At 65.9% G+C, this 15,565-nt stretch carries 10 protein-coding genes; 5 read left to right on the top strand and 5 right to left on the bottom strand.

The window, feature by feature from the left end; genetic code table 11:
* The first annotated feature begins 35 nt into the window (after positions 1–35).
* The 5 genes from EAH75_RS15080 to EAH75_RS15060 all read left to right on the top strand — a co-directional run bounded on the left by EAH75_RS15080 (position 36) and on the right by EAH75_RS15060 (position 5,158).
* Positions 36–284, top strand: a complete 249-nt coding sequence (locus EAH75_RS15080) for a hypothetical protein (RefSeq protein WP_140651806.1) — start codon at positions 36–38, stop codon at positions 282–284.
* 75 nt (positions 285–359) lie between these two features.
* Positions 360–818 carry a MarR family winged helix-turn-helix transcriptional regulator gene (locus EAH75_RS15075; protein WP_140651804.1) on the top strand — a complete coding sequence of 153 codons (459 nt, stop codon included), beginning with the start codon at positions 360–362 and terminating at the stop codon, positions 816–818.
* A 22-nt stretch (positions 819–840) separates the two neighbouring features.
* Positions 841–2,292, top strand: coding sequence for an efflux transporter outer membrane subunit (locus tag EAH75_RS15070; protein WP_140806030.1), 1,452 nt, complete (start codon positions 841–843; stop codon positions 2,290–2,292).
* A 9-nt stretch (positions 2,293–2,301) separates the two neighbouring features.
* Complete coding sequence (locus tag EAH75_RS15065; protein WP_140806028.1) at positions 2,302–3,507, top strand: HlyD family efflux transporter periplasmic adaptor subunit; 1,206 nt, start codon at positions 2,302–2,304, stop codon at positions 3,505–3,507.
* 124 nt (positions 3,508–3,631) lie between these two features.
* Positions 3,632–5,158 (top strand): DHA2 family efflux MFS transporter permease subunit, encoded by a 1,527-nt coding sequence (locus EAH75_RS15060; protein WP_140806026.1) that lies wholly within the window; start codon positions 3,632–3,634, stop codon positions 5,156–5,158.
* A gap of 48 nt (positions 5,159–5,206) precedes the next feature.
* Here the strand turns inward: EAH75_RS15060 and EAH75_RS15055 are convergent, their stop codons facing one another.
* The 5 genes from EAH75_RS15055 to EAH75_RS15035 all read right to left on the bottom strand — a co-directional run bounded on the left by EAH75_RS15055 (position 5,207) and on the right by EAH75_RS15035 (position 15,453).
* Positions 5,207–5,626: an acyloxyacyl hydrolase gene (locus tag EAH75_RS15055; protein ID WP_140806024.1), complete on the bottom strand. Its 420-nt coding sequence runs from the start codon at positions 5,624–5,626 to the stop codon at positions 5,207–5,209.
* 286 nt (positions 5,627–5,912) lie between these two features.
* The gene (locus tag EAH75_RS15050) at positions 5,913–7,412 is read right to left on the bottom strand and encodes a M16 family metallopeptidase (RefSeq protein ID WP_140806022.1); all 1,500 of its coding nucleotides are present in this window, start codon (positions 7,410–7,412) and stop codon (positions 5,913–5,915) included.
* The gene (locus tag EAH75_RS15045; RefSeq protein WP_240046213.1) at positions 7,409–8,803 is read right to left on the bottom strand and encodes a M16 family metallopeptidase; all 1,395 of its coding nucleotides are present in this window, start codon (positions 8,801–8,803) and stop codon (positions 7,409–7,411) included. The genes EAH75_RS15050 and EAH75_RS15045 overlap by 4 nt, the downstream gene beginning before the upstream one ends.
* Before the next feature lie 104 nt (positions 8,804–8,907).
* On the bottom strand, positions 8,908–12,078 hold the full coding sequence (locus tag EAH75_RS15040; protein ID WP_140806020.1) for an efflux RND transporter permease subunit: 3,171 nt from the start codon (positions 12,076–12,078) through the stop codon (positions 8,908–8,910).
* 204 nt (positions 12,079–12,282) lie between these two features.
* Positions 12,283–15,453 carry an efflux RND transporter permease subunit gene (locus EAH75_RS15035; RefSeq protein WP_140806018.1) on the bottom strand — a complete coding sequence of 1,057 codons (3,171 nt, stop codon included), beginning with the start codon at positions 15,451–15,453 and terminating at the stop codon, positions 12,283–12,285.
* Positions 15,454–15,565 lie beyond the last annotated feature (112 nt).

Below are 15,565 nucleotides of genomic sequence, written 5' to 3'. Positions count from 1 at the left end.
ACGTCCTTGTTCGTCAGTCCATGCAGGAGATCGACATGTCGTTACTCCCCATCCCCAGCCATGCGTCGCGCACCGACGCGCTCACCGATTTCGTGGCGCATGCCCAGCTGATGCTGGATCCGGCCACCCCGGAATCAGTGCGGCGCGAAGCCGAACCACGCCTGTTGGCGCAATTGCCGACCCTGCTGGCGCTGGGCGTGTTCGAACTCTTCACGATCCGCGACCCGGCGCTGCAGGCGCTGGTCCATGACGAGCTGCAGGCCCACCGGATGCGCGCCGCCTGACATTTTGTCAGAGCAAAGGTATATCAGCACATATTTGCCTTGACAAATATACTTTAGGCAATAGAATGCGCGGCCATGAATACCGAATCGATGGCCTTCGCCACCCCCAAAGAAAGCCTTGGCATCCTGCTCGGCCTGGTGCGCGCAGAGATTGTGCGGGCAATGGAAGCAGAGCTGGCGGCGCAAAACGTGGACCTGCGTTTCACCCAATTCCTGATACTCAAACGGCTGGCCCGGCTCGGTCCGATGTCAGCCAGCGAACTGGCCCGCTCGGTGGAACTGGACGGCGGCGCAATGACGCGCCAGCTCGATCAGCTGGAGCGCAAGGGCTACCTTCGCCGCTGCCCGCATGAGCAGGATCGCCGAGCCCTGCGCATCGAATTGACCGCCGCGGGCGACGCCATGTGGCAGCAGCTGACGGACTGCAACGAACGCGTGCTGGCTGCGGCGCAGCGCACGCTGGACGAGTCCGAACAGGCGCAACTGCACGATTACCTGGAGCGCGTGCTGCGCGCGCTTCGCGACAAGAACTGACCCCTTCCCTGGACTTCATCCCATGCGTCTGCATCTACTTGCGGCTGCCACCGCACTGACCCTCGCGCTGGCCGGCTGTGTCAGCAGCGGCGGCGTGCACCCGGACGGCACGCCGATCGATCCATCCTCGCTGAAGGCTGATCGCAGCCTGGCCAACCTGTCCGCCGCCGCGTGGCCGACCGCCGACTGGTGGACCGGGCTGGGCGACGCGCAACTCGATACCCTGGTCACCGAAGCACTGCGGAACAACCCGGGCCTCGGCGTAGCGGATGCCCGTGCCCGCGCGGCGCAGGCCGAGACGGGCATCGCCGATGCCGCGCGCGGCCCCAGCGTGAATGGCGGCGCCGCGGTCGCCGGCGCCCGTCCGCCGGCCGCGTTGCTCGGCGACAAGGCGCATTTCGCCGTGGCCAAGTACGGCTATGCGAGCTTCAAGTGGGACCTCGACCTGTGGGGCGGCAAGCGCGCCGCCTGGGAAGCTGCGGTGGGCCAGGCGCGCGCCGCCGAGGTCGATGCCCGCGCCGCGCGCATCGAACTTTCCGGCAACGTTGCCCGCGCCTACGCGCAGCTGGGCTACGCGTTCACCCAGCAGGATCTGGCCGCGGGCGAGCTGAAGCGCGCGGACCAGTCGCGCGAGCTGACCCGCCAGCGCGTCGCCGCCGGCATCGACAACCAGATCCAGCTGAAGCAGAGCGATGCCGAAGTGGCCAGCGCCGAGCAGGACACCGCGCTGGCCAGGCGCGCTGTCGACGCCGCGCGCTCGTCGCTGTCGGTGCTGCTGGGCAAGGGCCCGGATCGCGGGCTGGAGATCGCCCGGCCGCAGCCGTTGCAGCCGGCCGCGCTGGCGGTGCCGACCAACCTGCCGCTGGAGTTGCTCGGCCATCGTGCCGATCTGGTCGCCGCGCGCTGGCGCGTCGAGGCAGCGAGCAAGGACATCGAGGCGGCGAAGACCGAATTTCTGCCGAACATCAGCATCGGCGCAATGGCCGGCGTGATCAGCATGGGCGGCGGCAATCCACTCAGCCTGGCGGGGCGGTTCTACCAGTTCGGGCCGTCGCTCAGCCTGCCGATTTTCGACGGCGGCAAGCTGCGCGCCAACCTGTCCGGCAAGGATGCGCAGTACGACCTCGCCGTGGCGCAATACAACCAGACCCTGGTCGGCGCACTGAACCAGGTCGCCGATGAACTGTCCGCGCTGCAGTCGGTGCAGGAACAGCTCACCGCGCAACAGCGCGCGCAGGACGCGGCGCAGCAGGCCTGGCAGCTGGCGCTGCAGCGTTATCAGGCCGGCATCGGCAGCTATCTCGAAGCGCTCGTCGTGCGCCAGCAGTTGCTTGCCGCCAATCGCGGCATGGCCGCGCTGCAGGCGCAGCAGGTCGATCTTTCCGTGCAATTGATTCAGGCCCTTGGTGGCGGCTTCCAGCCGCAGGCCGAGGTGCCCATGCCCTCCCCGACTTCCCACTCTTCGCGTTCCTGAGGCAGCCCCATGTCCAGCCAGACTCCCACCACCGCCGAGAATACGGCCGGCGCATCACCGAACACCGCCGCACCCAAGAAGAACTCTCGCGGCCTGATGCTGCGTGTGCTCGCCATCGTAGTGCTGCTCGCCGTCATCGGCTGGGCGCTGTGGTACTTCCTTGACGGCCGCTGGTACGAGGGCACCGACGACGCCTACGTCAACGGCAACGTGGTGCAGATCACCCCGCAAGTGCCGGGCACCGTGGTCAGCATCGGCGCCGACGACGGCGACCTCGTGCACGCCGGCGACGTGTTGGTGCAGCTCGATCCCAGCGACGCCGAAGTGGCGCTGGCCGGGGCCCAGGCCAACCTCGCCAACACCGTGCGCAAGGTGCGTGGCCTGTACTCCAGCGTCAACGGTGCGCAGGCCGACGTGGCCGCGCGCAAGACCGCGGTGGACAAGGCGCGTGCCGATTACAACCGGCGCGTGGCGCTGGCGAAATCCGGTGCGATCTCGGCCGAGGAACTGGCCCACGCCAGCGATGCCCTGACCACCGCCGAGAGCGCGCTGATCACCGCGCAGCAGCAGTACCAGACCAGCAAGGTGCTGGTCGACGATACGGTGGTCGCCTCGCATCCCGACGTGCAGGCCGCGGCGGCAAAGTTGCGCGCCGCCTTTCTCGACGATGCGCGCGCCACCCTGGTCGCACCGGTAGACGGCTATGTGGCCAAACGTTCGGTGCAGGTCGGCCAGCGCGTGCAGCCCGGTGCCGCGCTGATGGCGGTGGTACCGCTGCATGGCGTGTGGGTGGATGCCAACTTCAAGGAAACCCAGCTCACCGACATGCGCATCGGCCAGCCGGTGACGATCGAGTCCGACGTCTACGGCGGCAAGGTGGAATACAAGGGCAAGGTGCAGAGCCTGGGCGTGGGTACCGGCAGCGCGTTCTCGCTGCTGCCTGCGCAGAACGCCACCGGCAACTGGATCAAGATCGTGCAGCGCATTCCGGTGCGCATCGTGTTCGACGACCCGAAGCAGCTGGACCAGCACCCGCTACGCCTGGGCATGTCGCTGACCGTAGACGTGAACCTGCACGACAAGAGCGGCCCCACGCTGGCGCAGAAATCGCCCACCCAGGCCGCCTTCAGCACCGACGTGTACAAGCAGCAGCTGGCCAAGGCCGACGCGGCGATCACCCGGATCATCCACGCCAACATGGCTGGCAGTAAATAACCAGTTCTCCACGACAACGCCACCCTGCGGGAGCGACTTCAGTCGCGATGTTTCCTGGCATCCATTGAAAGGCATCGCGACTGAAGTCGCTCCCACATAAGCGGTTTCCAACCGATCGGCTCTCATGACCACCCCATTCCGCCCACCCAATCTGGCACTCAGCACGATCGGCTTGTCACTGGCCACCTTCATGCAGGTGCTGGACACCACGATCGCCAACGTGTCGCTGCCGACGATTGCCGGCAACCTCGGCGTCAGCAACAACCAGAGCACCTGGGTGATCACCTCGTTCGCGGTGAGCATGGCGATCTCGCTGCCGCTGACCGGCTTCCTGACCCGCCGCTTCGGCGAGGTAAGGTTGTTCACCGCCTGCACGCTGTTGTTCGCGCTGACCTCGTTCCTGTGCGGCATCTCGCAAAGCATGGGCATGCTGATCGTGTTTCGCGCACTGCAAGGTGCGGTGGCCGGGCCGATGTATCCGATCACGCAGAGCCTGCTGATCGGCATCTACCCGCCGGCCAAGCGCGGCATGGCGCTGGCGCTGCTGGCGATGGTGACGGTGGTGGCGCCGATCGCCGGCCCGATCCTGGGCGGCCTGATCACCGACAACTATTCGTGGCCGTGGATCTTCTTCATCAACGTGCCGATCGGCATCTTCGCCAGCATGGTGGTGGCGAACCAGCTGCGCGGAAAAGTGGAGAAGACCGAGCGCCCCAAGATCGACTACGTCGGCCTGATCACCCTGATCATCGGCGTGGGCGCGCTGCAGATCGTGCTGGACAAGGGCAATGACGAGGACTGGTTCAACTCCACGTTCATCATCGTCACCAGCGTGATCTCGGCGATCAGCATCGCGATCTTCCTGATCTGGGAACTGACCGACAAGGATCCGATCGTCGACCTGAAGCTGTTCCGCCACCGCAATTTCGCCGCCGGCACGATTGCGCTGATCCTCGCCTACGCGGCGTTCTTCGCGATCGGCCTGCTGGTGCCGCTGTGGCTGCAGCGCAACCTCGGCTACACCTCCACCTGGGCCGGCTATGCCACGGCGCCGCTGGGCATCATTCCGGTGCTGCTGACGTTCTTCGTGGGCAAGTACGCCGCGCGCATCGACTTGCGCCTGCTGGCCTCGGTGGCGTTCATGGTGATGGGTGCGACCTGTTTCATGCGTGCGGATTTCTTCATCGGCATCGACTTCTATCACGTGGCGATGGTGCAGCTGATCCAGGGCCTCGGGGTGGCACTGTTCTTCATGCCGATCCTGACCATCCTGCTGTCCGACCTGCAGCAGAACGAGATTGCTTCAGGCTCCGGCCTGGCCACCTTCCTGCGCACGCTGGGCGGCAGTTTTTCCGCGTCGCTGACCACCTTGCTGTGGGAGCGCCGGGCAGTCAGCCATCACGAGCAGCTGGCCGAACACATCACGGCCTACAGCCCGACCGCACAGACCGCGATCAGCCAGATCGGGCACGGCGATACGCAGTCCGGCGCCAGCGTGATCAACGACATGATCACCCAGCAGGGTTACCAGATCTCGTTCAACGAGGTGTTCCACGCGCTGGGCTGGGTCTTCATCGCGCTGGTGTTCGTGATCTGGCTGGCCAAGCCGCCGTTCAGCGCCAAAGCCGGACCCGCTGCCGGCGGGCATTGACTCCGCCGGTGCACGCCCTGACGAATACGACGATGCTTCCGGTGCGGACTACGGATCGAAAGCCACACCCACCAGCGCCATGGTTTCGCCGCGATTGGGGTGATGCAGGTTGCCGTTGGAAATGTGCCGGACCTGCACGCTGAAACGCCGCCCCTGCCAGCCCAGTGTGCTGACGAATTCGTAGGGCGTGCTCAGCGCCTGCGTTCGCCCGGTTTGCAAGGCCGGCTGGAAACTGAAGAACAGCGACCGATACCAGTCGTCGGCGTCGCCATAGTGAAAGCGCGCCCCGCCCGCCAGCACCCAGACCTGGTCGCGTGTGGTGTAGCGGCTGCCATCGAAACGGGCAATGTCGCGGCCATCGAGCCAGCCCAGCGAGACATCCGGCGACCAGCTGAAGCGGCTGTTGCCGATGCGGTGTTCGTCGAACACGCCTTCGACGAACACGGCATTTACCGCATAGCTGTCCATGTAACTGCGGCCACCCTGGATTTCCAAGCGCGCGGCGGCGGCGGGAAAGGCAAGCGAGACAAGCGGCAGTGCGAGGAGAACGAGGGATCCAGGGGCAGGCAAACGCATGGGGAGACCTATTGGAGATAGGAACGCGGCTGGTTTATGTACCCCATAGTTTACTAAACGATGTCGTGCACCGGTGAAGTTGACTGGCCGCATGGCGAAACACTGCGTTTCGCCATGCGCACCGCCAAAAAAGCCCGGACATCTGTCGGGGCTTTCGGGTCGGTACGGTGATACCGACTTATCGTGCGCCGGCCTTCGCCGCGACAGCCGCCGGTTGCATGCTGGGACTGTCGAGATCGAGCGCGGTCGACTGCAGCAATTCGGCTTGTGGGTGCGCCTTGCGGATCGCCGGCGCGAACTGCGCGGCGTCGCCAACCACCACCACCTTGCTGCCATCGGCATCAAGATGCTTGGCCGCATACTTCTCGATCTGCTTCGGCGTCACCGCCTGCACCTGCGCGATGTATTTGCCGATCTGCTCCAGCTTCACGCCGTAGACCGCCAGATTGCCGACCTGCTCGGCGAGACCTGCGGTGGTTTCCAGGCTGTTGCCATAGCTGCCGATCAGGGTAGCCTTGCGCGCAGCCAGCTCGTCGGCGGAAACGCGCGCACTGCCGAGCCGTTTGAACTCGCCCAGCACCAGCTCCACCACTTGCGGTGCCGATGGGTTCTTGGTCTGTGCGGCGGCCAGCCACATCCCGGCATTCCCCAGTGACTGCAGCCGGCTGCTGGCGCCATAGGACAGCCCGCGCTTGATGCGGATCTCCTCGTTGAGTCGCGCCGAATACGAACCGCCAAGCACCGCGTTGGCAACGATGCCGACGTAGTAGTCGGCATCGTTGCGCGGTGGCGCCGCATGTGCGATGACCACGCCGGCCTGACCGGCGCCGTGCTGGTCGATCAGCAGGATCGCCGGCACGTGGCTGGTGGCCATGCCCGCCGGCTTGGCCGCCAGCGGCGTAGCCGGTTTCTGCCAGTCGCCGAAGCTGGTCTGCGCCAGTTGCTGCGCCTGCGCCGGCGTGATGTCGCCGGCGAGGATCAGGATCGCGTTGTCCGGCCGGTACAGCGCGTCATGCAGCTGCTGCACATCGGCGCGGCTGATCCGCGCGATCGACGCTGGCGTGCCGCTGCGGGAATGGCCATAGGCGCCATCGCCGAACACGCCACGGCCGACCGCCAGCGAAGCCAGCGCAGTGGGCCGGCTCAGCGACAGGTGCAGATCGTCGATCGCCTGCGCCTGCGCGCGTTTCAGTTCGGCCGCGCTGAAATCCGGCTGGCGCACCACTTCGGCCAGCAGGCCCAGTGCCTGCGGCAGTTTCGGCGTGGTCACGGTGACGCCCACCGCGCTTTCGTCCCAGCCGGCAGCCGCGCTCAGCGAACCACCCAGCGCTTCGACCGCTGCGGCGATCTGCGGCGCGGTCTTGCCGGCGGCACCCTTGCTCAGCAGGTTCGCGGTGAGGTCGGCCAGGCCGGCCAGCTGCGGCGGATCCATCTCGCCACCGCGGCGCAGTACCAGTTGCGCGGTGACCAGCGGCAGGCCGGCGCGGCGCACGCTGATCACCTGCAGACCGTTCGCCAACGTCTGTGCGGATGGCGTGGGCACGTTCAGTTTCACCGCCGGACCCGGCGCCGGCGGCGTAGCCGGGAAATCATTGACGGAAGCCGCCAGCACACCGCTGGCGACTACCATGGCAGCCGTAAAGACGGCTAAACGGGATGTCTTTACCTGACGATTCATTTCGCCACTCCCTTGCCGGCTGCCGGCGCAGCCGTGGCGGCCTGCGGCAGATAATCGATGGTGACGCTGTGCGCGCCGGTGATGTACTTCTGCATGACCCGTTGCACGTCCTGCGCGGTGACCTTCTGCAACGCGGCCAGATCGGTATTGACGCGCTCCGGGTTGCCGGCGATCAGGCTCGCCTGACCCAGCGAGAACGCGAGGCCCTGCGCGGTCTGGCGCTGCTTCAGCTCGCTGGTCAGCAGTTGGGTCTTCACCTTGTCCAGTTCCACCACGGGAATCGGCTGCGTCGCCAGCCAGATGATTTCCTCGTGCAGCAGCTTTTCCGCTTCGGCCGGCTGATGGCCGCTGGCGAGGATCGCGTAGGCGCTGAACAGACCCGGGCCGACGCGGCCATCGGCATCGGCACCAACCTGCTGGGCGACCTGATGACGATATACCAGCGACTGGTACAGCCGCGACGAATCACCCTGCGACAGCAACGCGGCGGCGACCTGGAGCGGGATGCTGTCGGCGCCGACCGAGGCGGGCGGAATCAGCCAGGTGATCGCCACCGCCGGCAGTGGCGCGGTTTCGCTGGTGACGGTGTAGCGCAGGTTCTTCTTGCGCACCGGCTCCTGCGCGATGACCTGTGGAATCGGTGCAGCCGGCTTCGCGATGCCGCCGAAATATTGGTCGACCCACGCATCGAGCTGCTTCGGATCGAAGTCGCCGGCGACAATCAGGGTGGCGTTGTCCGGCCTGTAAAAGGTGTCGTGAAACGCAATCACGTTCTGCAGCGAGGCCGCTTCCAGATCCTCGATGCTGCCGATGGTCGGGCGCTTGTACGGATGCACCGTGTACGAGTTCGGGTCGATCGCGTTGAACAGCTTGCCGTACGGATCGGCCAGCACGCTCTGGCGGTATTCCTCCTCCACCACCGCGCGCTCGGACTTGAAGTTGGCCTCGTCCACATTGAGGTTGGACAGCCGTTCGGCCTCGGCCCACAACAGGGTCTGCAGATGGTTGCCCGGCACCACCTCGAAATAGTTGGTGACGTCATCGCCGGTGGACGCATTGTTGGCGCCGCCGACATCCTCGGTCAGCCGGTCGAACTGCTCGGCGTGCATGTGCTTCGTGCTCTTGAACATCAGGTGCTCGAACAGATGCGCGAAACCGGAGCGACCCTGCGGATCGTCCTTCGAGCCGACGTGATACCACATCTGCACCGCCACGTTCGGGCTGGCGTGGTTCTCCACGCTCAACACCTGCAAGCCGTTCGGCAAAGTGCGCTGGTGGTACGGGATCGGCGGGATGGTCAGCTCGGCGGCCCGCAGCGACGACGCCGCAGCGGTGGCGACTAGCAAGGTCAACGAGGCCAGCAAGCTGGCCGGGCGCAGGTGCATGGTCATTCCCTTCCGTTCGGGTCGAAGGTTCAACCATAGCAAGCCGATGGCAGCGAAGTCAGTCGTTTGGTGCCCCGATGACGTGGCGGGCTCGACACCCCGTACGTCGCCTACCCAGCCGTCGGCTGAGCCTTGCCGAGTGCGCGCAGCCGTTTCTTCTCTGCCCGGCGCAGCTTGCGCGCGGCCTTGCGGATCTTGCGGTCGTAATTCCACAGGTAGATCGCCGGCGTGCTCAGCAAGGTCAGCAGCTGCGACACCAGCAGGCCGCCGACGATGGCGATGCCCAGTGGCTGGCGCATTTCCGAGCCGATGCCGAAGCCGATCGCCAATGGCAGTGCGGCGCCCATCGCGACCAGGGTGGTCATGGTGATCGGGCGGAAACGAACCAATGCGGCTTCGCGGATCGCTTCGGGTGCGGACAGGCCGCGCTCGCGTTCCGCGACGAGCGCGAAGTCGACCATCAGGATCGCATTCTTCTTGACGATGCCGATCAGCATCAGGATCGCGATGATCGCCATCATCGAGATCTGCGTCTGCGTCACCAGCATCGCCAGGAATGCCCCGGCACCGGCGGCCGGCAAGGTGGAGAGAATCGTCAGCGGATGGCCGAGGCTTTCGTAAAGAATGCCCAGCACGATGTACATCGCCAGGATCGAACCGAGCAGCAGGATCATGCCGTTGGACTGAGCCTGCTTCAGGCGCTGGTTGGCACCGGTGAAATCCACCTTCATGCCGGCCGGCAGGCCCACCGCGTACGCCGCCTGCTCGACCAGCTTGACGCCGAGATCCTGCGGCACGTCCTTGGCCAGGTTGTAGCTGATGGTGGCCGCTTCGAGCTGGTTGTGATGGCGTATCCGGATCGGGCTGATGTTCGGTTCGATACGCGCCAGCGCGGAGAGCGGGATCATCTGGCCACGCTCGTTGCGCACCCGCACATTCAACAGTGACTGCGGACTCACGGTCTGCGCCGCGCCGGAGGTGAGCACCACCGAATACTGGTTGATGTCGGAATAGATCTGCGACACCTGGCGCTGGCCGAACGAGTTGTACAGCGCCGAGTCGATGGTGCCCATGCCCACATGCAACTGCGCGGCGGCCTCGCGGTCGATCTTCAGCAACTGCTGCTTGCCGACCTGGTCGAAGTTGCTGCCGACGTCGCGGAACTCCTTGACCGTGCGCATCTGCCGCACCATCTTCAGCGCCCACGGCTGCAGGTCGTCGCCATTGGTGCTGAGCAGCTGGAATTCGTACTGGCCGCCACCATCGCCGCTGCCGCCGCCACCGAGGAACTGCGCCGCGCTGACCGAGACCTTCACGTCGGGCAGCAGGTCGTAGTGTTTCGACAGCCGCTCCACGACCTTCTTGATGCCCTCATTGCGCTGGCCCGGACCGCTGCCGCGCGGCTTGAGGTCGACGAACATCTGCGCGCTGTTGCCCACCGCGCCGCCGGCATTGTTGCCGCCGAGCATGGTCAACTGGTCGAGCACCGCCGGATCGGCTTGCATGATCTTCGCCACCGCGAGCGTGCGCGCAGTCATCTGGTCCGGCGAGATATTGGCGTCGGCCCTGATATCCACCTGCAACTGGCCGGTGTCCTCGTCGGGCATGAAGGTGCCGCCGGCGGTCTTGGCCACCGCAAAGCCCAGCACGAAGGTGAGGATCAGCAGGGTCAGCGGCTGCCAGCGCATGATGCGCCGATGATGCATCGCCCAGTCCAGCGAACGCTCGTAGATGCGCAGCAGGCCGCGATCGAAGTTTTCCACCGCGCGCTCGATCCGCCCGGCCGGCTTGCGCTCCTGCGTTTCGTGGGTCAGCAACCAGGCGCACAGCGCCGGGGTCAGCGTGAGCGAGACCAGCGCCGAGATCACCACCGCCGCGGTCAGCGTCACCGAAAACTCGCGCAGCAACATCACCAGCATGTTGTTGCCGAACAGCAGCGGTGCGAATACCGCCACCAGCGACAGCGTGATCGAGATCACGGTGAAGCCGATCTCGCGCACGCCGATCAGCGCGGCGTCCAGCGGCGGCGTGCCTTTTTCCATGTGCCGCACGATGTTCTCGATCACCACGATGGCGTCGTCCACCACGAAGCCGATGCACAGCACCAGCGCCACCAGCGACAGCGTATTGAGCGTATAGCCGAGCGTCCACATCACCACGAACGCGCCGGCCAGCGACAGCGGCACGCTGAGCATCGCGATCAGGGTTGGCCGCAACCGGCGCAGGAACACCAGCATCACCAGCACCACCATCGCGATCGAGATCAGCAGCGCCACCTGCACTTCATGCAGCGCCGACTTGGTGGTCTGGGTGAGGTCGAACACGGGCGTCATGGTGATGTTCGACGGCAGCGACGCGCGCAGCTGCGGCAGCCGCGCACGAATCGCTTCCACCGTAGCCACAGCGTTCGCTTCCGGTCGCTTGCTTATCTGCAAGCCCACGGTGTGCCGGTCGTTGAACCAGGCCGCCTGGTACTGGTCCTGCTGGCCGCTGTACACGCGCGCCACGTCGGACAGCCGCACCGGCGTGCCGTTCTTCACCGAGATCAGCAGGCGTGCAAACTCCGGTGCAGTCTGCAGGCCGTCCGTGGCGCTGACCGTCATCTGCGTGCGGCCATCGCTGAGGACGCCCTGCGGCGAGGTGACGTTGGCCGCGCGCAGCGCATTCGCCACGTCGTTGGCGGTGAGGTCCTTGGCCGCCAACGCATTGTTGTCCAGCTCGATGCGCACCGCATGCGGCGTGCCGCCGAACACCTGCACCTGCGCCACGCCGCTGATCTGCGCCACCGCCGGTTTCAGCAGCGTGTCGGCGAGGTCGAACAGCTGGTCCTGCGGCATGCCGTCGGAAGTCAGCGTGATGAACAGGATCGGGATTTGCGACGTATCGAATTTGAAATACTGCGGCGGCGAAGGCATGCCCGTGGGCAGGTCCACCGCGGCGGCATTGATCGCGGCCTGCACGTCGCGGGCGGCGCTGTCGGCCGTGCGGCTCATGGTGAAACGCACCATCACCGAAGCGGCACCTTCGCTGGCGTTGCCGTACATTTCGTCGACACCCGGAATGCGGCCCAGGTGCCGCTCCAGCGGCGCCAGCACGGTGTTGGCCATGGTCTGCGCGCTGGCGCCGGGCTGGTTGGCCACCACGTAGACGCCGGGGAAATCCAGCGACGGCAGCGCGGCCACGCCGAGCAGCAGATACGCCCACAGCCCGCCCAGCATCAGGCCGATGGCGAGCAGCGAGGTACCGACTGGGCGGCGGATCAGGGGTGCGAAAATATTCATGGCGTTTCCGTGGCCGACAAGTATGACGGCAGACACGGCACGCGCAGCACGCACGCATTCGACGCGCACGACACCGGCAGTGACAAGGACAGGGCGAGAGTTCCGTTCATGCCGACTTTATGCCAGCCGCCGCGCGCCGGTGTATGTGCCTGAAGTCCACACCGTGTCGGAAGACAGGGGTGGCTTGCCAGGCCGGAAGCGACGCTATTTTGGCAGCGCCGGCATCTGCTGCTGCAACGCCTGCTGGCGCCTGATCTCGGCGCGCAATAGCCGCCGCGCGGCCTTGCGCTGCTGGCGATCGTGCTGCCACAGGTAGATCGCCGGCGTGCTCAGCAAGGTCAGCAGTTGCGACACCAGCAGGCCGCCGAAGATCGCGATGCCGAGCGGCTGGCGCATTTCCGAACCGACTCCGAAACCGATCGCCAGCGGCAGCGCCGCGCCCATCGCCACCAAGGTGGTCATGGTGATCGGGCGGAAACGCACCAGCGCGGCCTCGCGAATGGCCGCTGGCGCGGACATGCCGCGCTCGCGCTCGGCGACCAGCGCAAAGTCCACCATCAGGATCGCGTTTTTCTTGACGATACCGATCAGCATCAGGATCGCGATGATCGACATCAAGGTGAGCTGGGTATGCGTCACCAGCATCGCCAGGTACGCGCCCATGCCGGCGGCAGGCAGGGTGGACAGGATGGTCAGCGGGTGGATCAGGCTCTCGTAGAGAACGCCAAGCACGATGTACATCACCAGGATCACCGCCAGCAACATCAGCCCGGCACCGGTGATCGCCTCCACCAGCTGCTGGTTGTTGCCGGCATATTTCTTCTGCACGCCGGCCGGCAGTTGCGCAGCGGCGATCACCTGATCGACCAGCTTCATGCCCTGCAACTGGGTCACGCCCTTGGCCAGGTTGTAGTTGATCGAGGCCGATTCGAGCTGATTGAAGTGGTCGATGCTGATCGGCGCGATGCTGGGCGCAATGCGCGCCACCGCCGACAGCGGAATCATCGTGCCGCGGCTGTTGCGCACATAGGTGTTCAGCAGCGTGGCCGGGCTCAGCGACCTGGCGCCGGACGAAGTCAGCACCACGCGGTACTGGTTGATGTCGGAGTAGATGGTGGACACCGGATGTTCGCCGAACGCATCGTTGAGCGCGGTATCGACCATCGCCATGCTCACGTGCAGACGTGCCGCCGTTTCCCGATCCACCGTCAGCAGCTGCTGCTTGCCGATGCTGTCGAAGCTGGTGCTGACGTCGCGAAACTCCTTCATGCCGCGCATCCGCTGCGCCAGCTTGAGGGTAGGTTGCTGCAGGCTGACGCTGGCACTGCTGGTGAGCTGGAACTGGTAGCGGCCCTGCCCGCCGCTGCCGCCACCGCCGCCGAAGAACTGCACCGGGGTCAGCGAGACGTCGATGTCGGGCAGCCGCTTGTACTGTTTGTCGAGCCGCTCGATCACCTGTTTGACGGTGTCGTGGCGGTCGTCCGGGCCGCTGCCGAACGGCTTGAGATCGATGAACATCTGCGCATTGTTGCCGACCGCGCCGCCGTTGCCGCCGAGCACGGTGGACACATCGAGCACGGCCGGGTCGGCCTGCATCACGTCGGCCACCTGCTGTGCGCGTGCGGCCAGCTGGGTTGGCGAGATGTTGGCCTCGGCGGTGATGTTCGCCTGCATCAGGCCGATGTCCTCGTCCGGCATGATGCCGCCGCCGGCGGTCAGCGCCACCGCTACCGCGAGCAGCGCGGTCAGCACCAGCAGGATGGCCGGCTGCCAACGCATCACGCGGCGATGGTGCATGGCCCAGTCCAGCGCCCGCTCGTAGCGCCGGCGCAGGCCACGGTCGAACCGCTCCAGCGCCCGCTGCAGGCGGTTCGGTTCGCGCTGCTCCGCACTATGTTCCAGCTTGAGATAGCGACCGCATAGCGCCGGGGTCAGGGTCAGCGAGACCAGCGCGGAGATCACCACTGCCGCGGTCAGCGTGATCGAGAACTCGCGCATCAGCATGGTGAACATGTTGTTGCCGAACAGCATCGGCGCAAACACCGCGATCAGCGACAGCGTGATCGAGATCACCGTGAAGCCGATCTCGCTGACGCCGGTCAGCGCTGCCTGCAGCGGCGGCGTGCCTTGCTCCATGTGGCGCACGATGTTCTCGATCACCACGATCGCGTCGTCCACCACGAAGCCGATGCACAGCACCAGCGCAATCAGCGACAAGGTGTTGAGCGAAAAGCCGAGCGACCACATCACCACGAACGCGCCGGCCAGCGACAGCGGCACGCTGAGCATCGCGATCAGCGTCGGCCGCAGCCGGCGCAGGAACACCAGCATCACCAGCGCCACCATCACGATGCTGAGCAGCAACGCCACTTCCACTTCGTGCAGGGCGGACTGGGTGGTCTGGGTCAGGTCGAAGATCGGCGTGATCTGTACGTCGGCCGGCAGCAGCGCGCGGAACTCCGGCAGCTTGGCGCGCACGGCATTGGCGGTGGCTACCGCGTTCGCCTCGGCGCGCTTGCTGATCTGCATGGTCACCGAGCGCCGGCCATTGAACCAGGCGGCCTGGTATTGATCCTCCTGCCCGCTGCTGACCGTGGCCACGTCGGACAGGCGCACCGGCGTGCCGTTCTTCATCGCGATCAGCAGCCGGCCGAACTCGGCCGGGTCGTGCAGGCTGTCGCTGGCGATCACCGCCATCTGCGTGTGACCGTCGCTGAGCGTGCCCTGCGGCGAGGTGACATTGGCCGCGCGCAGCGCGTTGGCCACATCGTTGGCGGTGATGCCCTTGGCAACCAGCGCGGCGGTATCCAGCTCGATCCGCACCGCATGCGGCGCACCGCCGAACACCTGCACGCGCGCCACGCCCGGGACCTGCGCCACGGCTGGTTTCAGCAAGGTGTCGGTAAGGTCGTACAGCCTGTCCGGCGGCAGGCTGGTGGAGGTCATCGCCACCAGCAGCACCGGAATCTGCGAGGTATCGAACTTGAAGTATTGCGGTGGGCTGGGCATGCCCGGTGGCAGGTCGGATGCGGCGGCATTGATCGCCGCCTGCACCTCGCGGGCAGCCGCGTCGGTGCTGACCCCGAAATTGAACATCACCATGACCTGCGCGTTGCCCTCGTTCGAGGTTCCCGACATCTGCCTGACGCCCGGAATGCGCCCGAGGTGACGCTCCAGCGGCGCCATCACCGTGCTGGCCATGGTCTGCGCGTTGGCGCCGGGCATCTGCGCGGCCACGAATACGCCGGGAAACTCCAGTGTGGGCAGTGCGGCCACACCGAGCAGCAGGTACGCCCAAAGTCCGGCCAGCATCAGGCCGATGGCAAGTAGCGAAGTGCCGGCGGGGCGGCGGATCAATGGCGCGAAAATGTTCAAGCGGTCTCCCTGACGCGCAAGCATAGCGGGAGAGTTTTCACGGCAGGCGGTCGCGACATGCGCGCGTGGTGTGCCGCTCTGATCGTGAGGTGATCCCCAGCCGCGACTTTAT

This window comes from Rhodanobacter glycinis (genome assembly GCF_006438785.1).
Taxonomy (GTDB): domain Bacteria; phylum Pseudomonadota; class Gammaproteobacteria; order Xanthomonadales; family Rhodanobacteraceae; genus Rhodanobacter; species Rhodanobacter glycinis_A.
The sequence above is the reverse complement of the archived record's forward strand: the minus strand, read 5'-3'. Positions and strand labels throughout refer to the sequence as shown.

Excerpts from the sequence above, each read along its gene's own strand:
- EAH75_RS15080 (WP_140651806.1), top strand. The coding sequence starts at position 36 with ATGTCGTTACTCCCCATCCCCAGCCATGCGTCGCGCACCGACGCGCTC.
- EAH75_RS15075 (WP_140651804.1), top strand. The coding sequence starts at position 360 with ATGAATACCGAATCGATGGCCTTCGCCACCCCCAAAGAAAGCCTTGGC.
- EAH75_RS15070 (WP_140806030.1), top strand. The coding sequence starts at position 841 with ATGCGTCTGCATCTACTTGCGGCTGCCACCGCACTGACCCTCGCGCTG.
- EAH75_RS15065 (WP_140806028.1), top strand. The coding sequence starts at position 2,302 with ATGTCCAGCCAGACTCCCACCACCGCCGAGAATACGGCCGGCGCATCA.
- EAH75_RS15060 (WP_140806026.1), top strand. The coding sequence starts at position 3,632 with ATGACCACCCCATTCCGCCCACCCAATCTGGCACTCAGCACGATCGGC.
- EAH75_RS15055 (WP_140806024.1), bottom strand. The coding sequence starts at position 5,626 with ATGGACAGCTATGCGGTAAATGCCGTGTTCGTCGAAGGCGTGTTCGAC.
- EAH75_RS15050 (WP_140806022.1), bottom strand. The coding sequence starts at position 7,412 with ATGAATCGTCAGGTAAAGACATCCCGTTTAGCCGTCTTTACGGCTGCC.
- EAH75_RS15045 (WP_240046213.1), bottom strand. The coding sequence starts at position 8,803 with ATGACCATGCACCTGCGCCCGGCCAGCTTGCTGGCCTCGTTGACCTTG.
- EAH75_RS15040 (WP_140806020.1), bottom strand. The coding sequence starts at position 12,078 with ATGAATATTTTCGCACCCCTGATCCGCCGCCCAGTCGGTACCTCGCTG.